The sequence below is a fragment of the Vagococcus sp. genome, assembly GCF_036639995.1.
In the GTDB taxonomy this organism is placed as follows: Bacteria; Bacillota; Bacilli; order Lactobacillales; family Vagococcaceae; genus Vagococcus.
The window spans coordinates 41,645-64,333 of record NZ_JAVWHO010000002.1 but is presented as its reverse complement, the minus strand read 5'-3'; the positions used below and the strand labels follow the sequence as shown (position 1 = coordinate 64,333).

Annotated in this window: 22 protein-coding genes and 1 riboswitch; of the genes, 3 read left to right on the top strand and 19 right to left on the bottom strand. The window is 32.5% G+C overall.

The features are described from left to right. Positions 1-139 precede the first annotated feature (139 nt). The 12 genes from pyrR to parE all read right to left on the bottom strand — a co-directional run bounded on the left by pyrR (position 140) and on the right by parE (position 13,383). Positions 140-679: a bifunctional pyr operon transcriptional regulator/uracil phosphoribosyltransferase PyrR gene (gene pyrR / locus RR554_RS01725; RefSeq protein ID WP_332462577.1), complete on the bottom strand. Its 540-nt coding sequence runs from the start codon at positions 677-679 to the stop codon at positions 140-142. Positions 680-877: 198 nt separating this feature from the next. After that, the gene (locus RR554_RS01720; protein ID WP_443081311.1) at positions 878-1,789 is read right to left on the bottom strand and encodes an RluA family pseudouridine synthase; all 912 of its coding nucleotides are present in this window, start codon (positions 1,787-1,789) and stop codon (positions 878-880) included. 97 nt (positions 1,790-1,886) lie between these two features. Continuing rightward, positions 1,887-2,240 (bottom strand): hypothetical protein, encoded by a 354-nt coding sequence (locus RR554_RS01715; protein ID WP_332462576.1) that lies wholly within the window; start codon positions 2,238-2,240, stop codon positions 1,887-1,889. Between the two features lie 5 nt (positions 2,241-2,245). After that, positions 2,246-2,596 carry a thioredoxin family protein gene (locus tag RR554_RS01710; RefSeq protein WP_332467295.1) on the bottom strand — a complete coding sequence of 117 codons (351 nt, stop codon included), beginning with the start codon at positions 2,594-2,596 and terminating at the stop codon, positions 2,246-2,248. Positions 2,597-2,660: 64 nt separating this feature from the next. Further along, on the bottom strand, positions 2,661-3,614 hold the full coding sequence (locus RR554_RS01705; RefSeq protein WP_332462574.1) for a DUF1803 domain-containing protein: 954 nt from the start codon (positions 3,612-3,614) through the stop codon (positions 2,661-2,663). Positions 3,615-3,682: 68 nt separating this feature from the next. Continuing rightward, positions 3,683-4,609, bottom strand: a complete 927-nt coding sequence (locus RR554_RS01700; RefSeq protein WP_332462573.1) for a manganese-dependent inorganic pyrophosphatase — start codon at positions 4,607-4,609, stop codon at positions 3,683-3,685. 71 nt (positions 4,610-4,680) lie between these two features. Continuing rightward, positions 4,681-4,995: a DMT family transporter gene (locus RR554_RS01695; protein WP_332462572.1), complete on the bottom strand. Its 315-nt coding sequence runs from the start codon at positions 4,993-4,995 to the stop codon at positions 4,681-4,683. 1 nt (position 4,996) lies between these two features. Continuing rightward, on the bottom strand, positions 4,997-5,335 hold the full coding sequence (locus tag RR554_RS01690) for a DMT family transporter (protein ID WP_332462571.1): 339 nt from the start codon (positions 5,333-5,335) through the stop codon (positions 4,997-4,999). A gap of 52 nt (positions 5,336-5,387) precedes the next feature. Further along, positions 5,388-5,485, bottom strand: a riboswitch (guanidine-I (ykkC/yxkD leader). Positions 5,486-5,525: 40 nt separating this feature from the next. Then, a complete protein-coding gene (pflA, locus tag RR554_RS01685; RefSeq protein ID WP_332462570.1) occupies positions 5,526-6,287 on the bottom strand; it encodes a pyruvate formate-lyase-activating protein in 762 nt (253 codons plus the stop codon). Between the two features lie 70 nt (positions 6,288-6,357). After that, positions 6,358-8,604: a formate C-acetyltransferase gene (gene pflB, locus RR554_RS01680; protein ID WP_332467294.1), complete on the bottom strand. Its 2,247-nt coding sequence runs from the start codon at positions 8,602-8,604 to the stop codon at positions 6,358-6,360. Positions 8,605-8,905: 301 nt separating this feature from the next. After that, positions 8,906-11,350 carry a DNA topoisomerase IV subunit A gene (gene parC / locus RR554_RS01675; protein ID WP_332462568.1) on the bottom strand — a complete coding sequence of 815 codons (2,445 nt, stop codon included), beginning with the start codon at positions 11,348-11,350 and terminating at the stop codon, positions 8,906-8,908. Further along, positions 11,350-13,383, bottom strand: a complete 2,034-nt coding sequence (gene parE / locus RR554_RS01670; RefSeq protein WP_332462567.1) for a DNA topoisomerase IV subunit B — start codon at positions 13,381-13,383, stop codon at positions 11,350-11,352. The genes parC and parE overlap by 1 nt, the downstream gene beginning before the upstream one ends. A 331-nt stretch (positions 13,384-13,714) precedes the next feature. Between parE and RR554_RS01665 the strand changes: the two genes are divergently transcribed. Both RR554_RS01665 and RR554_RS01660 read left to right on the top strand, forming a co-directional pair. After that, on the top strand, positions 13,715-14,914 hold the full coding sequence (locus tag RR554_RS01665; protein WP_332467293.1) for an MFS transporter: 1,200 nt from the start codon (positions 13,715-13,717) through the stop codon (positions 14,912-14,914). 31 nt (positions 14,915-14,945) lie between these two features. Next, a complete protein-coding gene (locus RR554_RS01660) occupies positions 14,946-15,533 on the top strand; it encodes a pentapeptide repeat-containing protein (RefSeq protein WP_332462565.1) in 588 nt (195 codons plus the stop codon). Between the two features lie 43 nt (positions 15,534-15,576). On the opposite strand, the gene RR554_RS01655 is transcribed toward RR554_RS01660, so the two are convergent. Then, a complete protein-coding gene (locus RR554_RS01655) occupies positions 15,577-17,121 on the bottom strand; it encodes a bifunctional metallophosphatase/5'-nucleotidase (RefSeq protein WP_332467292.1) in 1,545 nt (514 codons plus the stop codon). Positions 17,122-17,365: 244 nt separating this feature from the next. Here RR554_RS01655 and plsY point away from each other — a divergent pair, with 244 nt between their 5' ends. Continuing rightward, positions 17,366-17,995 (top strand): glycerol-3-phosphate 1-O-acyltransferase PlsY, encoded by a 630-nt coding sequence (gene plsY, locus RR554_RS01650; protein ID WP_332462563.1) that lies wholly within the window; start codon positions 17,366-17,368, stop codon positions 17,993-17,995. Between the two features lie 111 nt (positions 17,996-18,106). Here the strand turns inward: plsY and rpmF are convergent, their stop codons facing one another. From rpmF to coaE, 6 genes are all read right to left on the bottom strand, one after another. Continuing rightward, positions 18,107-18,286: a 50S ribosomal protein L32 gene (gene rpmF / locus RR554_RS01645; RefSeq protein WP_332462562.1), complete on the bottom strand. Its 180-nt coding sequence runs from the start codon at positions 18,284-18,286 to the stop codon at positions 18,107-18,109. Positions 18,287-18,343: 57 nt separating this feature from the next. Continuing rightward, the gene (locus RR554_RS01640) at positions 18,344-18,907 is read right to left on the bottom strand and encodes a YceD family protein (protein WP_332462561.1); all 564 of its coding nucleotides are present in this window, start codon (positions 18,905-18,907) and stop codon (positions 18,344-18,346) included. A gap of 89 nt (positions 18,908-18,996) precedes the next feature. Next, positions 18,997-19,929: a primosomal protein DnaI gene (gene dnaI / locus RR554_RS01635; RefSeq protein ID WP_332462560.1), complete on the bottom strand. Its 933-nt coding sequence runs from the start codon at positions 19,927-19,929 to the stop codon at positions 18,997-18,999. After that, positions 19,929-21,338 carry a replication initiation and membrane attachment family protein gene (locus RR554_RS01630; protein WP_332462559.1) on the bottom strand — a complete coding sequence of 470 codons (1,410 nt, stop codon included), beginning with the start codon at positions 21,336-21,338 and terminating at the stop codon, positions 19,929-19,931. The genes dnaI and RR554_RS01630 overlap by 1 nt, the downstream gene beginning before the upstream one ends. A gap of 17 nt (positions 21,339-21,355) precedes the next feature. Further along, positions 21,356-21,820 (bottom strand): transcriptional regulator NrdR, encoded by a 465-nt coding sequence (nrdR, locus tag RR554_RS01625; RefSeq protein ID WP_332462558.1) that lies wholly within the window; start codon positions 21,818-21,820, stop codon positions 21,356-21,358. A 262-nt stretch (positions 21,821-22,082) separates the two neighbouring features. Next, positions 22,083-22,688 (bottom strand): dephospho-CoA kinase, encoded by a 606-nt coding sequence (coaE, locus tag RR554_RS01620; RefSeq protein WP_332467291.1) that lies wholly within the window; start codon positions 22,686-22,688, stop codon positions 22,083-22,085. Between the last annotated feature and the right edge of the window lies 1 nt (position 22,689).

Genomic DNA, 22,689 nt, shown 5'->3' with positions numbered 1-22,689 from the left:
TTATAATAAAAAATCCTCGTATCTAATATATAGAAACGAGGCGTACGAAAATAGACAAGAAATTCAGAATACAATACCCCTCTTTCTTAATGTCTAAGTCGCTTTTCCCAGTCTCTCTGTACTCGATTAAAAAGCTTATTTAATTTTCTTTTTTTATTAAAATACCATCGTTTCCATCAACTTCTTCGACAGCGACAATAATTTGTTCAGATTTTGATGTTGGAATATTTTTCCCAACATAATCAGCTCTAATTGGAAGTTCTCTATGTCCACGATCTACTAAAACGGCTAATGATATTTTATCAGGTCTACCAATATCCATAATAGCATCTAAAGCCGCGCGTATGGTTCTTCCAGTAAAAATGACATCATCCACTAAAATAACTTCTTTATTTTCTATAGGAAATGAAACATTTGTTCCATTGATTGTTGGGTCATCATGTTTTGCTTCATGTTTATCATCTCGGTATAAAGTAATATCTAATTCCCCAACAGGAATTTCTTTACCTTCTAGTTGTTTTAATCTTTCTGAAATTCTTTTTGCTAAGTAAATGCCTCGTGTTTTAATACCTATTAGAACAATATCATCAATTCCTTTATGACGCTCAATTATCTCATAAGTAATTCTTGTTAAAGCTCTACTCATTGTCATTTTATCGATAATTTCCTTTTCAGACATTTGACTTCCTCCTAAAAAATCCAATAAAAAAACTCCTATCCTTAAAAGGATAAGAGGGAATTTGATTACATCAAAATAATTAGCCTATGTCAGGATATTATATATCCTAAAATAAGTTAATTTCCCTTCTTAGCCTCTCTGGACTATTCTTAAAGGACTTCTATTTATTTTCTACAAATAATACTACCTTAATAAGGATTAATTTGCAACATTTTTTCGTAATTCTTTTAACGTTTCTTGGAAAATTTCTGGCAGCTCACTAGTAAAAGTCATTAATTCATGTGTTTTAGGATGTTCAAAACCTAATGTTTTAGCATGTAAAAATTGACCATTTCCTTTAAGTGATTTCTTAGGTCCATATAAAGGATCTCCTGCAATTGGGAATTCAATATAATTCATATGAACACGAATTTGATGTGTACGTCCAGTTTCAAGTTGACACTCCACTAATGTGAAATCACCAAAACGTTCAATTACTTCAAAATTAGTGATGGCCGGTTTACCGTCTTTTACAATTGCTTGCTTTTGACGATTATCTTTACTTCTTCCAATTGGTGCATTAATCACACCTTTTTCATGAGGAATATCGCCATGTACTAAAGCGATATATTTTCGTAAAGCTTTTCTTTCTTTTAATTGTTCAGCCAAGTAAAGATGAGCTTCATCATTTTTAGCAACCATTAAAAGACCTGATGTGTCTTTATCAATTCGGTGGACAATTCCTGGTCTGATAACATCATTAATAGTTGATAAAGAGTGACTATGAAACATTAGCGCATTAACAAGAGTGCCGTCTGGATGTCCTGCTGAGGGATGAACTACCATTCCTTGTGGTTTATTGATAATCATAACATCATCATCTTCAAAAACAATATCTAAAGGTATGTCTTGTGCTACTGCTTTAATTACTTGCGGCTCGGGTCTATCAATTTCAATATAGTCATTTTCTTTCACCTTGTAGTTTGCTCTTGTGACCTCTCCGTTGACTGTCACTCGGTCATCTTTTAACCAAGCTTGAATTTGAGATCTTGAAAATTCTGAAAAAGCTTCTGTTAAAACCTTATCTAATCTTCCTTTTTTTTCTTTTATTGTATAAGTTATTAATTCCATCAGTTCGCTCCTTAAGTGTTGTTCTTTTCTATTTTATCACAGTTGTCAAACAATTAAAAAAAACATGAAAAAAGAGGTTAAGACACTTGCCTTACCTCTAGTTCTTATCAGTGAAAACACCGACAACACTACCATCTTTTTGCTTAGATGCAGTTACTAAGTACAATGTTTTATCTGGATATTTGTCAATTTGATAGGTTTCATCCTTTTGAAAACCTTCTAACTCGTCAAAAGACTCAAAGGTTTCAACATACTTATATTCTTCAGCCAATTTTTTTGTTTCTTTATCAATTTTAGCGTACTCTGCTGAGTCCAACTCATTTACTTTTATTTTTCCTGTATCTGTCGCAACTACATCTGGTGCTTTTGTTTGCATATATTCATTGTAAATAAAGTAACCACCACCTGCTGCTATAACTAGAAAAACAAGGACTGAAAAGAATTTTTTCATTAATTTCACCTCTTAAATAGTTTTACTTTGTTTAATCCATCAACAATTTTTTTAGTTTGTTCATACAGATTTTGAACTGGAACAAATCTTGCTTGTCTTAAATATTCTTTACCATCAACAAATAATAAAACAACTGGAACCGTCATAATTGAATACTCACCGGCAACTTCAGGAATATCAAATGTGTTTACTTCTAAAAAAGTTATCTCCTCTTTAAACTCAGATAACTTATGGTCAATTTGAGGTTTAAGTCCATGACAAACACTACAATTTGGTTGACCAAAATAAACAAAACACAATTCTGAAGCCGTTATTTCTTCTTTTAATTTGTTAATATCATATATTTTCTTAAACATTCGTATCCCTCTTCTCATAACTATTGTATTAAAGAAATACTAGAATGCCAATATTTATGCCTAATTATAACACACCATGACAGGTTTGCGTTGGATCAATTAGATTTTGTGAGACTAGCCATTGGAAAAACAGAACATTCACCATAAACTTCTTTTCTTCTTCATCGAAATTGACTAGATTAATTTCATTAACTAGTTGTTCTTGTATTTTTGTCAGAGAACTTAAACAGGTATCCTTAATACGAACTATATTAAAAGAATATTGCTCATCTTCAACTAAACAATATTTCATATTATAAAGAACTTCCATAAAAATATCTGGTTTTATAGTTGAGATGACTTTCCCCTTTTCCAAGCGTCTTAACTTTCGTTCACAATAATTCATAAAATAAAGTGAGTTGACATCACCTATTTTTCTTCTTGTTTTTAAAAACTCTTCTGGTAAATCATCTCTATTCAAAGATAGAAAGTTAAAGTAATCAGATAAATTATGTGCATAAAAAGGTTCTCGAGTCGCCATTGTAAAAAAACGGTCTTTTTTTCCAGACACTTCAGTATATCTAGTAGGTAAAGAAAGACATCGTTTTGAAAATTCAGTTTCTGGATAGATTGAATCTTTCTCGAATACTCCATCTGAAAACAATTGATATAAAACAACTAATTGTCGGTTATTAAAATCTATTTTAGCTAACTCGTCATTCATAACGGAAAAAATTTCAGACTCCTTTTTAGAAAGATATTGAGTCACCTTATCTATCACTTCATCTTGAACATCTTTAGTTACAATGTTACCCGCAAAAGAATACGTCCTTTTACTGCGTGTCAACAAGTCAAAACTAACGAGTTCATCAATCAATCGGTCCATCGATTCAATATTAGGAAAAGCTCTTTTAATATCGCGAAGTGTTACTTTTTCGTTGTACCTACTTACCAAATAATCAACAATTAATTCCGTCTCTTTAGTCAAAAGAGACGCCATTTTTTCTTGATTGAACGGTGTATTTTTTATTTTTATCATTATTACTCACCTTCAAAAAAGAGGCTAGGAAAACGATCGCGTTTATCCCAACCCCTTGACAATTTTAATTAGCTAAATGCATTGGTTAAAGGTGGAACGACTTGTTTCTTACGAGAAACCACACCTTTTAATACTGCTTGGTTATTTTCTAGTTTCACTTTGAAAGCTTCTTCTACTTTTTCTTTAGGCTCACCAACAACCAATACCACTGAATCACTATCCAAAATATTAGTAATAACTAAAACAAACATATCAAAACTATTTAATTCATTTTGTTTTTTCATTTCAGCTTCTAATTCTTCTTGTCTAGCTAAAACATCTTTAACATCTACAGTATTTACTTGACCAATGCGTAAGTTTTTACCACCCATTGGGAATGATTTAGCATCAGCATCAATTAATTGTAATGCTGTTTTATCTGAAAGGTTTGTTCCAGCCTTTAGCATATCTAAACCATAAACATTCATATCAACTTCAGCAATTGCAGCTAGTTCTTTTGCTGCTGCAACATCTTCATCTGTACAAGTTGGTGATTTAAATAATAAAGAATCTGAAATAATAGCTGACAACATTAAACCAGCAATCTCTTTTGGAATATCAATGCCTTTTTCTTTATATAATTTCAAGATAATTGTATTTGTGCATCCAACTGGTTCAGCACGGTAATACAAAGGATTTGCTGTCTCAAAATTAGCGATTCTATGGTGATCAACTACCGATAGAACTTCTAATTCTTTAATATCAGAAATACTTTGTTGTGCTTCATTATGATCCACTAACATAACTTGATTAGCTTCAGGTAAAGCCATTTCAACAACTCGAGGTGCATCAACTTTAAAATAATTTAAAGCATATGTGGTTTCTTCGTTAGGAGTGCCTAAAGCAACTGCTTCTGCTTCTACACCTAATTTTTGTTGTAAATATGCAAATGAAATTGCCGATGTAATGGCATCTGTATCAGGATTTTGATGTCCAAAAACTAAAACTTTTGACATAATAATAATTCCTCCAATATCTATATCTTACTTCTGATATTATATCATAAATTATTATTTTCTTAAGTCTTTTAAGAAATTAATTTTAATCCTACAGCTGCAATTAATATTAACCCAATGAAGAAGAGTCTCTTCACATCTTTAGACTCTTTGTAAAAAACAATTCCTAAGATTGCTCCACCAGAAGCACCAATTCCTGTCCAGACAGCATAAGCAGTACTCATCGGTAAACTTTCAATTGAATAAGAGAGTAAAATAAAACTTAGAGCAAACATAATAATTAATGTTATTAAGTTTCTCTTCGACTTTTCATTAACATACTTATTAATGCTATTCACTCCAAGCATTTCAAAAATTCCAGCAAAAACTAAACTAATCCATGCCATATTACTTTACCTCACTTTCTTTTTTATCATCAGATGATAGTTTTAATCCCATTACACCAATTAATAAGATAACTAAAAATGTTACTGTCATCATACTTATTGGTTGCTTAAAAATAAATGTATCAACTAAAATAGTTCCTGTCGTTCCAAGACCTACAAAAACGGCATAAACAGTACCAACCGGCAATTTTTCACCTGCTTTAATCATTAAATAAAAACTAATAAAAATAGCAATCAAAGTACCTCCCCATTCAAGTGGAGTACTTGCATGTTTCAAACCAATTACCCACATTACTTCAAATATTGCTGCTATAACAATAGATAGCCAACTACGATTCATAAAAAATCTCTCCTCTAATTTAGATTTTCACACAAAAAAGCCTGGGAAATTAATCTCCCAGGCTTTTATCCTTCCGTGTGCACAGTTTTCACTATGGGCTTACTCTCGGACCAGACTAACTTTCATTACGGAACCCTAGTAAGTACTTAATATTATCAGTCGATTATATCAACTCTCATTTAAAAGTCAACTATCTTGTTTGATATTTTGTATAATCTTGGACATGCAATAAATCTTGAGCATTTTTCACACGTTCTTGAGTCGGTGGGTCAATTCCATCTAATGGATAAGCTAATCCTAACTCTTCCCACTTGTATCTTCCCATTGTGTGATACGGTAGAATTTCTACTTTATCAACATTTTTCAACGTTTTAATAAATGCATCCAATCTGACAAGAAATTCATCATAATCCGTTCTAAAAGGAACTAAAACATGTCTAATCCAAACTGGTTTACCAATATCAGATAAATGTTGCGCCATTTCTAAAATATTGTCATTTGGATTTTTGGTTAATTTTTTATGCCCTTCATTATCAATATGCTTAATATCAAAAAGAAGTAAATCTGTATATTTCATTAATTCATCAAATTGACTAATAAATGGTTCTTCATAAGTAAATGGACGACCACAGGTATCGATGGTTGTATGAATGCCTTTTGCTTTTGCTTTTTTAAACAGATCAGTAATGAATTCAGGTTGAAGCAATGGTTCCCCACCACTTATAGTAATTCCACCTTTTTCACCCCAATAGCTTTGATAGCGTAAAGCTTCTTCTAAAATTTCGTCTGTCGTCACTTCACGTCCACCGTTAATTTTCCATGTGTCCGGATTATGACAAAACTCGCATCTCATGCGACATCCTTGCATAAATACGATAAAACGAACACCAGGTCCATCCACAGTTCCAAAATTTTCAGTTGAATGAATTCTTCCAGTAACTTTTTCTGTCATAACTTTTCCCATTCCTTATTTAAAAAGAGGTGACCGAAGTCATCAGCCACCTCTTAGTTATTTAATTTAATTACATTTTTTCGTGAGCAGTTCTTGAGATAACATCTGCTTGTTGTTCTGGAGTTAAATCGCGGAATTTAACAGCATATCCAGAAACACGGATTGTAAGATTTGGATATTTTTCAGGATGTGCTTGAGCATCCAATAATAAATCTGTTGTAAATACGTTAACGTTTAAGTGGTAACCACCATTGTCAAAGTATCCATCCATTACATTACGTAAATTATTAACACGTGTTGCATCGTCTTTACCTAAACCATTAGGATTAATAGTTTGTGTATTAGAAATACCATCGCGAGCGTTTGTATATTCTAATTTAGCTGTTGAGTTTAATGATGCTAATAAACCATTCTTTTCACCTAAGAATTTGCCATCTTGATAACTTGGGTTAGCACCTGGTGCTAATGGTTTACCCGCACGACGTCCGTCAGGAGTATTACCTGTAGCTTTACCATAAACAACATTAGAAGTAATTGTTAATAATGATGTTGTTGGTGTTGAATTACGGTAAGTATGTTGACGTTTAATTTGAGTCATGAAGTATTCTAAGATCCAGTTTGCCATAGCATCTGCTTCAGCGTTGTCATTACCATAAGTTGGGAATTCATTAGCTGGAACATAATCTACTGCTAAGCCATCTTCATCACGAATAACTTTAACATTACCATGTTTAATAGCCATAACACTATCAGCCGCATGAGAAATACCTGCAATACCTGTTGCAAAAGTACGTTTCAAGTCTGTTTCCATAAAGGCTAATTGTGGAGCTTCATAAGCATATTTGTCATGCATGAAATGAATAACATTTAATGTATTAACATATAATTCAGCTAACCAATCCATCATGTCTTTGTAACGATCCATGAATTCGTTGAAATCTAAAGTGTCTCCAGTCATTGGACGATATTTAGGTCCAACTTGAGCTTTAGTTTTTTCATCCACACCACCGTTGATTGCATAAAGAACAGCTTTTGCTAAGTTAGCACGAGCACCAAAGAATTGCATATCTTTACCCATAACTGTTGCAGACACACAACAAGCAATCGCGCAGTCATCTGATCCCCAGTTAGCTCTTAATAAATCATCATTTTCAAATTGGATTGAAGAACTTTCTTTTGCAATATGAGCAGCAAATGTTCTGAATCCTTCTGGTAAATGTGAAGAATATAAAACTGTTAAGTTTGGTTCTGGAGATGGTCCCATGTTTACTAATGTATGTAAAATACGGAAATCATTTTTAGTTACTAATGAACGACCATCAATTCCCATACCAGCAATTGATAATGTTGCCCAAATTGGGTAACCAGAGAATAATTGATTGTACTCAGGAGTACGAGCAAATTTAACCATACGTAATTTCATGATTAAATGATCAATCATCTCTTGAGCTTCTAATTCAGTAATAACACCATTTTCTAAGTCACGTTGAATATAAATATCTAAGAATGCTGAAATACGTCCAATTGACATAGCAGCACCATTTTGAGATTTAATTGCTGATAAATAACCAAAGTAAGTCCATTGGATTGCTTCTTGAGCATTTTTAGCTGGAGCTGATAAATCAAATCCGTAATAAGTACCCATTTCTTTGATATCGCCTAAAGCTTTAACTTGTTCAGCAACTTCTTCTCTTAAACGGATAACATCATCAGTCATCACTTTGTTACCAACATTTGATAAGTCTTTTTTCTTTTCAGCAATTAAGAAGTCTAAACCGTATAATGCTAAACGACGGTAATCACCGATAATACGTCCACGACCATAAGCATCTGGAAGACCAGTGATAATTTTATTTTTACGAGCGGCTCTCATTTCTGGAGTGTAAGCATCAAATACACCTTGGTTATGAGTTTTTCTCCAATCAGTGAAGATTTTTGACATTTCTTCGTCAGTTTCGTAACCGTTAGAAACTAAAGCGTTGTTTGCCATGTTAATACCACCATAAGGCATAAATGCTTGTTTCAATGGTACATCAGTTTGTAAACCAACAATTTTTTCTTCTTCTTTGATTAAATATCCAGGCTCATGTGATGTAATAGTAGCAGGGATGTTATTATCCATGTCGTAAACACCATTTTTTTCGTGTTGTACTTCGAATAATTCTTGTAATTTAGTCCATAATTTTTCAGTGCTTTCTGCAGCTGGCTCTAAGAAACTGTCATCACCTTTGTATTCTGTGTAGTTATGTTGGATAAAATCTCTAACATCCACACTTGTACGCCATTTGTCGCCTTTAAATCCATCCCAATGTCCCATATTGAGAAGCCTCCTTAAAATGTTTGTTTTTTAATGTTTAATTTATAATTTTGTTTTACATGCTCATTATAACACATAAACAATCAACTGCAAGTGTTATAGTGAAAAAAAGAGTTTATTTTACCATTATTTTTCTTCACACTCTATAAATAGCTATATTATCAAGTTTTCACTAATTATTTTCATTGTTAACACTGTATCAATCTAACGAAAAACTGTACTATAACAGGTTTCTTTTAATCTGTCTGATATATAACAGAAAAAGGAGCATCTCTTAAAAGATACTCCTTTCACATATTATCTACGGTTCGGTTATTTCAGTCGTCACCACTTCTACTAGTCCATCGTTCTTTTCATCAATCACAAACGAACCATTAGATTGGCGATCATTTATTGGAACCTCTCTAAAATCAACTGAATAAACATTATTAGATGTTGTTTCGATTTTAATTAATTGGTTTTCTTGATTCTTAATTGCTGCTATTACGCGATGCGGATTGCTCTTAAGTTCTCGCAGTACCATTAATCCGCGTTTAGCTCGACCGAGTTTGCTTAATTCATTTACTCTCATTCGCTTCACCGAACCTCGTTGTGAAACGATTGTAATTGATGCTTCCTCGTTCTTATCCAAAATAACTGCACTTGCAACATAATCAGTTACTTTTAGATTGATAGCTTTCACACCAGATGCTTTTGCTCCGACAACCGGCACTTCTTCCAAATCATAATATAAACCAAATGCCATATGAGTCACCAAAAGAACATCCTTACTCTGTATACCATCTATAAGCTCTACAGAAATGATTTCATCTGTTTCTGTTTTCAATTTAATGCATTGGGTCGGACGGCTCTTATATGTTCGCCAAACATTAAATTCACTCATTAATGTTCGTTTGATCATTCCTTCTTTTGTCACAAAGACAAACTGTTTCTTCTCATCTATTTCAGTATACGGATAGATACCAATTATTTTTTCACTAGCATCTAATGTTGTAATACTTAGTGAGAAATGCTCTCCAACATCTTTCCATTTTTTATCGGCTAATTCATGAACTGGTCGATAAATCATGTTCCCTTTATTCGTTACAATTAACAAATGATCATGAGTATTTAATTGAGAAGCAAACAATAAACTATCTGTCTCTTTCATCTCAATTGTATCATCCTTAGAAGCGCCATATGATCTTAAACTACTTCTTTTAGCGTACCCCTCTTTAGTAACACTAACCATTACATCTTCTTGAGGAATTAACACAGCTGTTTCAATCGTAATTTCTTCAATCTCTTCTTCTAATTTTGTTAATCTTGGTGTGTGATATTGTTTTTTTACTTCTCTTAATTCCATTTTCATGACTTTTAAAAGTTCTTTTTCATTGTTTAAAATAAGCATTAACTTAGAAATTAATTCAGTTAATTCCTGATTTTCCTTTTCAAGAGCGGTAATATCAGTGTTCGTCAAACGATAAAGTTGTAAAGAAACAATGGCTTCAGCCTGAGCTTCAGTAAAGGCATATTCCTTAACCAAGTTATTTTTGGCATCTTTTTTATCTTTACTACCACGAATAGTCGCAATCACTTTATCTAAAATAGACAATGCTTTAATTAATCCACTAACAATATGTTGTCTGTCTTTTGCTTTTTTAAGCTCAAACTCACTACGTTTTTTTATAACATCGCGTCTATGCGCTACGTAGGCATCTAGAATTACTTTAAGACCGACTTGTTCTGGCCTTAAATCATGAATTGCCACCATATTAAAATTGTAGTTAATTTGTAAGTCAGTATTTTTGAATAAATAATTCAAAATACCATTAGCATCTACTTCTTTTTTTAATTCAACAACGATTCGTAATCCAGTTCGATCACTTTCATCCCTCACTTCAGAGATTCCTTCTAATCGTCTTGATAAACGAAGCTCATCCATTTTTTTAACTAAAACAGCCTTATTAACTTCATAAGGTATTTCAGTAATCACTATTTGTTCACGTCCTGCTTTTAGTGGCTCTATAGATGTTTTAGAACGTAAATTAACTTTTCCTTTTCCAGTTTCATAGGCTTTTTTTAATTCTTTTTTTCCTTGTAGAATGGCCCCTGTTGGAAAATCAGGTCCCGGGATAAATTCCATTAATTTATCTAAAGATGCATTAGGATTATCAATTAAGTAAATTGTTCCATCAATAATTTCTGATAAATTATGCGTTGGTATTTCTGTTGCATAACCTGCTGAAATTCCTGTTGAACCATTAACTAAAAGATTAGGATATTTAGCCGGTAATACGGTTGGTTCTTTTTCTGTATCATCAAAGTTCCAAACAAAATTAACAGTTTCTTTTTCAATATCTGTTAAAAGTTCACCACTTAGTTTTGATAATCTTGCCTCTGTATAACGCATTGCCGCAGGTGGATCACCATCCATACTACCATTATTACCATGCATTTCTATTAAAGGTTCTCTTAATTTCCAATCCTGACTCATTCGAACCATGGCTTCATAAATACTACTATCCCCATGTGGATGATAATTCCCCATAATATTTCCGACTGATTTAGCAGACTTTCTAAAAGCTTTTTCAAAAGTATTGCCATCTTTGTTCATCGAAAATAAGATACGGCGTTGAACAGGTTTCAGTCCATCTCTAATATCAGGTAACGCTCGATCTTGAATAATATATTTCGAATAACGACCGAATCGATCCCCCATTATTTCCTCGAGTGTTAATTTTTGGATACCTTTTCGTTCACTCATTATTTTTTCTCTCCTTCATTCCCATTAATCTCAAATAGATTAATTTCTTGAAAGTTATCTTCCTTATTAATCACAGGTTGAGTTGGCTCACTATTTTCTAAAATACTGCCATCTTCATCTAAAGAGAATTGAACATTTTTTTCAATCCATCTTCGTCGAGGTTCAACCTTATCTCCCATCAATGTTGTAACACGACGCTCTGCTTTAGCAACGTCTTCAATTGTCACTTGAATTAATGTTCTTGTCTCAGGGTCCATTGTTGTTTCCCAAAGCTGATCCGCATTCATTTCGCCTAGTCCTTTATAGCGTTGAAGCATATAGCCTTTGCCAATTGAATTGGTGACTTCTTTTAATTCCTCATCAGTCCAAGCATATTTAATAACAGCTTTTTTACCCGTTCCTTTTTGAACTTTATAAAGAGGTGGTAAAGCAATATATACTTTTCCTGCCTCAACTAATGGTTTCATATATCTGTAGAAAAATGTTAATAACAGAACTTGAATATGAGCACCGTCAGTATCCGCATCGGTCATAATAATCACTTTATCGTAGTTACAGTCATCAATTTCAAAATCAGCACCTACACCAGCACCTATCGTGTAAATCATTGTATTAATTTCTTCGTTTTTCATAATATCTTGTAGTTTAGCTTTTTCAGTGTTAATAACTTTACCACGTAACGGTAAAATTGCTTGGAATTTACGATCTCGTCCTTGTTTAGCTGAACCTCCCGCAGAGTCTCCTTCGACTAAATAAAGCTCATTTCTTTTTGGGTTTCTTGATTGCGCTGGTGTTAATTTCCCAGACAATAAAGATTCACCCTTACGACGTTTTTTACCATTTCGGCTATCTTCTCTTGCTTTACGAGCTGCTTCTCTTGCTTCTCTTGCTTTGATAGCTTTTCTGATCAGCATTTGTGACATTTCACTGTTTTCTTGCAAGTAAAACCCTAGTTGATCACTAATAATACTTTCAACAATATTTCTAGCAATAGGTGTTCCTAATTTACCTTTTGTTTGTCCTTCAAATTGAAGAAGATTTTCTGGAATTCTTACAGAAATGATTGCAGATAAACCCTCTCTAAAATCGCTACCTTCTAAATTTTTATCTTTTTCTTTTAGCAAGCTAACTTTTCTAGCATATTCATTAAACGATTTGGTTAACGCACTTCTCATACCTGCTTCATGCGTTCCTCCATCTCTTGTTCTAACGTTATTAACAAAAGATAACGTGTTTTCAGAATAACCATCATTGTATTGACAGGCGAATTCTGTTTCAATACCCTCTTTTTCACCTGAAAAGTAAATAACTGGTGTTAAAACATCCTTATCTTCATTTAAATATTCAATAAATTCTTTAATTCCCTCTTCAAAAAGAAATGTTTCTTCCTTATCATCTCGTTCATCTATTAGGGTTATTTTTATTCCCTTTAACAAAAAGGCAGATTCTCTTAAACGCTCAGCTAAAATATCATATGAAAATACAGTTGTAGAAAAAACGGTTGGATCTGGTTTAAAGGTAATTAACGAGCCATTTTTCTTCTTCGTAGACTTAATTCGTGTTAATTTCCCATCTGTGTGACCACCATCTTTAAATTCAAGTTTAACTTCTTCTCCATCTTTAATCGTTTCAACTCTCAAATAACTGGAAAGAGCGTTAACCACACTTGCACCGACACCATGTAATCCTCCTGATGTTTTGTATCCACCTTGACCAAATTTACCACCAGCATGTAATACTGTAAAAATGACTTCTATGGTTGGTTTGCCTGAAGCGTGCATTCCTGTAGGCATTCCTCGACCATAGTCTCTAACACTGATACTGTTATCTTTATGAATCGTTACATCAATCTCACTTCCATAACCAGAAAGTGCTTCATCTACTGCATTATCAAATATTTCAAATACTAAATGATGTAGTCCTTTTGAATCAGTCGACCCAATATACATCCCAGGTCTTTTTCTAACCGCTTCAAGTCCTTCTAAGACTTGAATCGAAGAATCATCATATTGTCTTTCAATTTTTTTCGACATGAAAAAACCCCTTTACATCACTTGAATGCTTATTTAAGCATTTAATTTCTTTATACATATTACTTCAAAATGAAGTGAAATTAAAGCCTATTTTTTAGACCAAAAAAAAACAACTTGCTGACAAGTTGGCTTTATCTCCTTCATCTCTTGTACTTTTCATTCTATAATAAAATCAAGAAACATGCAAAGTTTTAAAAAGACTCAGTTCAAAAATCACTTGTTTTTAAAATGAAAAGGACTAGGCAGTTCTCTTTTTTAAGTGTATATTTAATTAGAAATTAACTTTTTAAAATTAACCTACTTATATAAATATAAAGGAATGATTTTTGTAATGAATCAAAAAAATAAAGCAACTAATTTAAATATTTTGCTAGGTTCCTTATTCCTAGGATACGTTATGGTCTACATTGACAAAATGTCAGTTGGTATTTCAATTGTCTCTATCAGCCAAGATATTCCAATGTCAGAAAGCACTAAAGGTCTTATCATGAGCGCTTTTTTTATTGGTTATGCCATGATGCAGATTCCAATGAGTTTTGCTATCAACCGATTTGGTGCTCGAAAAGTAGTCATTTCTTCCATTCTTTTAATTGGTAGTTTTGATTTATTGTTTGGTTTAGGTCAAAATATTCAGATGCTTATAGCCATTCGTTTATTAACCGGAATGTTTTCTCACTCTGGTTACGCTTCTGCTTCTAGCAAGGAAGTTATTGATAATTTTCCTGTTGAAAGGAGAACTTTTGCTAAAGGTATATTGATTTCATCATCTGGAGTAGCTGGAATAATTGGTCCACTTTTACTTTCTCCCATCATTGAAGCAAAAGGTTGGCGTTTTGGTTATAGTTTACTAACTATTTTGGCACTTATTATTGCTTTTATTATCTCATCATCAATTCCTAAAAAGAAGACGTCAAAAGATACCGTTACAGAAGAAGAAAAAATTTCTATTTTTGTAGTTTGGAAAAACCCAACTATTTGGATTCTGTTTTTTGGCGCTTTTTTTATCAATAATTTGCTTTATGGATTAAACAATTGGCTACCTACCTTTTTGACCTCTTACCGTGGTGTTAATTTAACTCAATCTGGACTAATCAGTTCAGCTATCGGTGTTTTTGCACTTACCGGTGCGATAGGGGGGAGTTATATCATTAGTAAGTTTTTTCAAAATAAAGATAAACTAGTTATTATGATTACTTCTTTGATTGGATCTTTTCTTGTATTTGCAGCATATTTTCTACACAAACCTTTTAATTTCATTTTTGTATTAGGTTTTGCAACATTCTTTTTAACGTTATCTTTTGTTACTTTGATGGCAATACCTATGAAGCTTTTTGAAGGAGCAAATTTTGCACCTAGTTATTCTACAATTGCTTCAGGAGGAATCATAGGTGGTGCTGTTGCTCAGTTAATGATAGGTTTTCTTGTTGATATGAGTGGAACCTTTTTAACAGCTTTTGCTTATTTTTTTGTATTAGGTTTACTGACTAGTGTTAGTTTAGCTTTTGTAAAATTAGAGAAAACAAACAATTAATACCTTGATTATCTCGAAAGGATGATTTTAGATGAACAGCTTTAAGGAAAAAGAGCTAGAAAATAAAATTTTTTCTAAACAGGATTTATCGTACGCCGATTTTTCAAATAGTATTTGTAAAGAATGTAACTTTTCACTCTGTCAGCTGTCTTATGCAAACTTTACAGGAGCTACTCTCATCAATTGTTCATTTAATCAAGCAGATGTTAATCAAGCAAACTTTAGATATGCTATTCTTACCAATTGCGACTTATCGGAGATTAAAAACAAATCATCTGCAAAATACCTTGAGATGACTTGTCCGGAAACAGGAGCTTTTCTAGCGTATAAACAGTGTTACAATTTTAGAATAGTTCAACTATTAGTACCCGCTGATGCCAAACGTTCCTCAGCGACCAACAATACATGTCGTTGTAATAAAGCGAAAGTTTTAAGTATTAAAAGTATTGATTTTAAAGAAGTTTATCAAGAAGCTGTTTCTCTAGTTGATGAGCATTTTATTTACCGAGTTGGAGAAATTATAGAACCTGACAGCTACAATGAAGATCGATGGATTGACTCTACACACGGTATTCATTTTTATATGACACGAGATGAAGCCATTCATTATTTAAAATAAAAAGCTAAGAGCAAAGGTTTAAAATAAAACCGCTCTTAGCTTTTTACTTAATTAACTTAAAATTTGTTGGTTGAATCGCTTTTATCTTTGGATGATTTTTTAAATACTCAGTAATTAGTTCCACCATATCTACTGAGATTTCTTTTATGATTTTTTCAGAATTAAACATACTATAATCGCCGCCACCCACTGCACGATATTGACTCATAACAACTTCTAATCTATCTTCTGGCAAAACTTCCTTCTCATTATAACTTAAATACGTCACACGTTCTCCTTTTGGACGACTAGTATCAATTGTGTAATCAACTCCACTATATAAATCATAATTAAAATTAGCAATAGTATCTTTTGAAAAATCATTTTCTGAATACCTACCGTTTAAAGTATTCCTATCAAAATAGCAAGCTGATTTCTCAATTGCTAACCTTAAATCCTCTCCTGAAATTGAAACAACCGATAAGGAGCTAGGATATATATAATTAGTCATAATATCACGACGACTAATTTCTTTGCTAAACCCTTTTGCCTTATCATCAAACAAAGCTGTTGAAGAAATATTAGCTCCTGTTGCATTTTTTTGAACCTCTTGAATAAACTCAATGTAAGGATGTCCATACATTCTCGCTTCCATTGTATCTTCAATCTTCATATTTCCTTCAACTTTCCCTAACGTTTCATCAAGCCAGTCTTCAACCTGATTAGATAAAGGTAAATAACGATTTCTTAATTCAAAATCTTCTTCTTGTTTACCAATTTTGATTAATTCAGCATGTGTTTTAATTATTTTTTTTAAATCCTCTTCATAATCTACATCTACTCTAGCAATAAATTTCCCCTTATCACCTGGTTGAGTAGCTGAAATCTTTTCATTATTCAACGCAATGTAACGATGCTGATGGCCAGTTAATAAGACGTCAATCCCCTCAACCTCATAAAGCAGTGCATAGCCCTCGTTTTCGCCAATTATAACCTCAGTTGCTTCACCTGTTTCTAAGTCTTTTTCAAACCCACCATGGTAACTAACAATCACAACATCTGCTATTTCTCTTAATTTCGGTACAAATTCTTTTGCCGTTTCTACTGCTGATCTAAAAATTAGACCTTCAATAATTTCTGGTTTTTCCCAATGGGGAATATATTGAGTCGTAAGACCAAGTACAGCTATTTTTACTCCTTCTTTTTCAAAAATAGTATACGGAGTTCCAGTAAAATATTCTCCTGAACGTTTTAGTATATTGGCGCATACAATTGGATAATTAAGCTTAGCGATTGTTTCTTCTAAAAACTGCAAGCCATAGTTAAACTCATGATTACCTAAAACACCACAATCATAGCCAATTTGATTCATTATATCTGCCATGGATCCCGCTTCCCGATTTTTTTCTAAATAAAAGCTTAATGGTGAACCTTGTAGAAAATCACCATTATCTATTTTCAAAAGAATAATATCTTTCTCTTTTTCAATTTTTCTCATTTCACTCACTAGCTTAGTTAAGCCAAAATTAAGTGATTGATTTCTTTTTCTAAAGTTTGTCGGGTAAAGATAACCATGCGTATCACTAGTTGATAGCACTGTTAGTTTCATACGTCATTCTCCTATTATCTTTGATATCATATTTGGTAAATTTATTAATAAAAATTACCAACAATCACATTGTAGCATTTATTAACTTTATCTCTCAATAATTAAGTGAATTGAGAGGTAAAGTTGTATTTGGTTTACATAAAAAAATTATTAACTTTAAAATTATTCAGCTTTTCCTTGCTTCTTATTGTGACTACTTTTATTTCATGGTAAAATTACTTTTAGCCTAAGGAGGTTTTTTGCATTGAAAGAGATATTATTTTTATTTATCGCTTATCTGTTAGGTTCCCTTCAATCAGGTGTTTGGATTGGACAATTATTCTATAAAAAAGATATTCGAAATTTTGGGAGTGGAAATACTGGGACAACCAATACTTTTAGAGTATTAGGAAAAACAGCCGGTATTATTGTTTTGTTTATGGATATTTTAAAAGGTACTCTAGCCACATCTCTTCCGTTACTATTTGATATGAATTTAAACCCACTTTGGTTTGGTGTCGCCGCTATTCTTGGTCATACCTTTCCAATTTTTGGTCATTTCAAAGGTGGAAAAGCTGTTGCAACAAGTGCGGGAATGTTACTTGCCTACAGCCCCTTGTTTTTTATCTACTCTGCAAGTATTTTTGTGATTCTTTTATTTTTGACCAGCATGGTTAGTTTAGCAAGTATGGTAAGTGCTATTTTAATTACTTTATCAACTATCATACTACCACTCATATTTCCAACCATTTTAAATCACCAAGATTGGCTATTAACAGGCCTGGCCATGGCTATTACTAGCTTCATTATTTATCGTCATCGCGATAATATTAAAAGAATAAAAAACGGAACTGAAAGTCGTGTTCCGTTTGGTTTAAGAAAAAGAGAAGACTAAAAGAGAAACTTATCGTCAATTGGCGATAAGTTTCTTTTTATTAATTAAAACACAAAAAAACCTATAGACTCCATGGTTAGTCTACAGGTTTTACATTTTCAAAAAAATGTTTTATGCTTCTTTAGTCATAACATCTTTTCCATCATAGTGGCCACAAGAAGGACACACATGATGACTTTTTCTCATTTCACCACAGTTTGAACAAGCTGTTAAGCCTGGAGCTGATAATTTATAATGAGTACGACGTTTAGCTTTTTTAGCCTTAGAAGTTTTTCTCTTTGGTACTGCCATATTGTTACACCTCCCTAAACAATAACTACGTGCTAAAATAACACATATATTCCAATCTTACTCTTCGTCGTCTGTTACTAGTAACTCAGACAATTTCGCAAGACGAGGATCAATTTTTTCTTCTGAATCTTGGTTGTCTGCATGAGCAACCTCATCTTCAGTAAGTACTTGCCAAAAGTCACCTTTTGGAAGTTCTGTTGCACTTAGTTCCGCTTCTGTTAACACTTGCAAAGGTAAGTTAAGTAAAATATAATCTTCTACAGCCTCTGTTAAATCAATTAAATCTTTTTCCAAAGGCATGATTAATTGTTTTTCTTCCTCACTTACATCACTTAACGCATTAAGTTGAGCTTCTGTCATATATTCTTCGTCAACCACCAAAGATAAAGGAATATCTACAGGTTCTAACGAACGAGATGAAGGTAATATGATTGTTGTATTGACAACAATATGAGCTAAATAGCCTGTTGAATCAACTTGAACAAATCCTTCAACAAAAACATCCTTCACGCCTAAAATAGATGGCTCTCTTAATTTTAGAGAAGATTCTAAATCAAGTGTTTCTTTAAACGTTATTTGACCATTTTTAAACTTATTTAATTCAGCCAATGCCCACTTCATTTTATCACTCCTTAAGCAACAAAAATAATTATACTAGTCTGTCATTTCTTTGTCAATCAGTTTTTCTCTTGTTTATAATATTCAAAAAACTATCGATAAAGTCGTCTATTTTCGCCAATCATATTAATCTCTTTAGCTAAATACCGAATTCTCTCCATAATTCTCTTTGCTTTAAGTGGCTCTTCTTCCCCTCTTTGAGTCACACTCAAGTGTTCTTCTTCTAATTGTCTCATGTCAAAGTTAGAAGAAAAAAATGTTGGCAATTGTTCCTGCATTCGATATTGTAAAATAACACCTAACACATCATCTCTTACCCAACTGCTCATGGAGTCAGCACCTATATCATCAATCATCAAAATTTGAGCTCTTTTTACCACATCTAATTTTTCACCAACTGTATCCTTTTGAATAGATTGTTTCATCTCAACTGCAAATGTCGGAAAATGAACAAGAGTTGATTGAAATCCTTTTTCTGCTAAAGTATTGGCAATAGCCCCTAAAAGATACGTTTTTCCAACGCCAAAAGTACCTTGTAAATACAGCCCTTGATGAAACTCTTTAGGGGTATCTTCAAATTCATTAATAAACTTTATAGCTTCTTGAAAAGCCTCTTTTCGCTCTGCATCCAATTCAAAACGATCTAATCTTGCTTCTCTAATATCTTTTGGCATATCCATTGCTTTAACTCGGTTTCTAATAATAGCTTGTTCTTGTTTTTGAATTAATCCTTTTGTTGGAACATACGTAACATCAATATAGTGAAAATTCATAAACAAACGTGGTTCATAACCAGGTGCAATCATTGTGGCATCTTTGAGCTTATATTTTTTCTTCTCTTGTACAAATTCATACAATTTCGCATAACTTTTAACAATATCATCATCTGATAATTGCTCTCTATGTTCCATTATAAACTGTTGAACATCTTCATCTGACATGACTTCTTCCATTAATTTATCTAATTTACTAGTTAAATTTTTAGATTTTAACGTTTTGTCTAATCCTTTACCGATATTTTCCATTAGTTGTCACCTTCTTTGGCTTTACTTGTCAGTTGCTTAATTTGGTTAGCAAAGAAATCTTGTTCCTCTTTAGATAAAGGAGTATTTTTCCTTACAGCATCATCCTTCGCCCACTCCGGCAATGTTTCTTTTCTGTTTGGCGCTTTAGAATAATTTTTATTCTTTTTAACAGGTTTTTCACGTTCTTTTTGCAAATTTTTTACCTGAGTAAATGCTGCTTCAGGAGAAAATATCTTCTTCTGAGCCCAATCATTTGCAATAGAGGTCATCATATTTTGATTAACTGCTGCTTTTTCTTGTACAACTAACATATAATGTATCAACACATTAATTACCGAATCAGGTAATCCCGATTGCTTTTTCAAATTTTCAACAGTCCATCTTTCATTGTTACTGACAAAACCACCCTTTTGTGTTTTTATAGCCTTCATAAAAACAAGGGGGGGAATTGATTCACAAGAAATAATAACACTGATTTCTTCCTCAGAAAAACCTGATAAACGAAGTGTATTTTTACGAAGTTGATCTTTTTCTGTTTCTGTCAATCCAGTTGGTATGTCTTCTGAATTAGACATACCTCTTTCTTGCTTCTTACGACTGTGATAGCCTTTATAAATCAACTGTTTAAAGTCTTTTTCAATGACACGATTATTAACATAATCAATAGATTGCTTAATATAATCGTACATCTCCAACTCATTAATTCCGTATAATTGGTTAAAGAGTTCAATGCTTCGCTTTAATTCCTTCTCAATCTGCTCTTGATTGATATGTAAGTTTTCAATCAAACTATTAAAGAAAGTCCAATCAAATTTTGAAGCTAGATTAATCGAGTCTTGCTCTTTAACAACACTAACATTTTCTTTAATGACTTTTATTCGTTCATCGTTTGTTGACAATCGGTTTTCATTAAATTGAAAAACATCTACAAACGATCTAGTCACATCAACATAATCTTCCATATTTTTTCGCTCAAAATTGAAAAATTGGCTGATTGTTTCAACCTCTTCAAAACCTAGTTTTTCAATTAATAGTAGTGATAAAATATCATCATGTAAAAAAGCACTTGGTTCCAAAGGTTTTTGAATCTCATAAATAAAATGATTTTCATGATCTAACTTTTTTAAAAAAGTTTTCAAAAGCCCAACTGCCTCTAATTTACCTCTTGCTTCAAAAAAACTAGGAATACCAATATTTAATTGATTTAATAAAACACTATGTCGCGTTGTAGATTTGTTATCTTTAATTTTTTCTATCATTAACAATGAATTAATTAAACCAACTGCTTCGGTACCAATTATTGGTTGATACAACATGTTTAACACAACAGTATCCATTTCAGAAACATATTGTGTTTTAATCACTGAAAATTTATCTTTCGGTTTTAATTGTTCCCATGCTTTACTCAAAGGTACCGCTCACTTTCTTATTCTCTGTTTTCTTTATCAATTACTTCTTGTAATTCTTCTAAGAAAACACTCATATCTTTAAATTGACGATAAACACTGGCAAAACGAATATAAGCAATTTCATCTAGATTAACTAAATCTTCCATCACAAATTCACCAATCATAGTTGTTGAGACTTCATTTTCACCTAAGCTTCTAATTCTATTTTCAACGCTATCAACAATTTGCTCCATTTTTTCCATTGGAACAGGTCTTTTTTCAGCTGAACGCACAAGACCTCTTAATATTTTATCTCGATTAAACTCTTCACGAGTACCATTCTTTTTAACAACTAAAAGAGGTGTTACCTCAACACGTTCAAAAGTGGTAAATCTAAAGCCACAATCTTCACATTCTCTCCTTCTTCTAATAGCTCTTCCATCGTCAGCAGGTCGACTATCCACCACTCTGGAACCATTATAATGACATTTTGGACATTGCATCTGCTTCACCTCATCTATTTTTACAGTATATTACTGAAAATTACTTTTTAATAGGAACATTATAACATGTAACGGCGTAAAAGGTATAGTCTGATTCATAATTGAAAGAAAACAAGAAAAAACGCAAGAAAATCTCTTTAAAACGAACAAATTCAAAACTTTTTTTGCAACAAATAGAAATTGGTGAAGATACATTTTTATCATTATCTGAATAAAAAAAGGTAAAAATAAACACATTGTCTACTTTTACCTATTCCAAAAACTATTTAGATGTTGCTTTAAAAATTTCAAGCCATCGTTCGACCTGTAACTTCGTATTTTCTATAGTTCCTTCATTATCAATGATAACATCAGAATTTAACGCTTTATCAATAATAGACATCTGACTATTTACTCTAGCCAAAGCGTCTTTCACTGACAAAGAATCTCTTAACATTAATCGTTCTAATTGAGTGGGTTGAGAAACAAAAACTGTCATTATTTCATCACATTTAGATTCATAATTAGCCTCAAAAAGTAACGGAACATCTATCACAATTAAAGAATGATTGCTCGATTTCAGCTCATTCAACAATTTATCAATACGCTGTTCAATCTCTCCATGGATAATATCATTCAATTGTTGACGTTTGTCTTCATCATTAAAAATAATATTTCCCAATTTTTTTCGATCAAGCGCCCTCTCATCCGTTAAGATAGATGAACCAAAATGAGCAACAATCTTAGCTAATCCTGGGGTTCTTGGTTTCACTACTTCTTTAGCAATCTCATCAGCATCAATAACTGGAATGTTCTTTTCTTTAAAGTATTGACTCACCGCGCTCTTGCCTGATGCAATACCACCTGTTAATCCTAAAACAAAACTCATA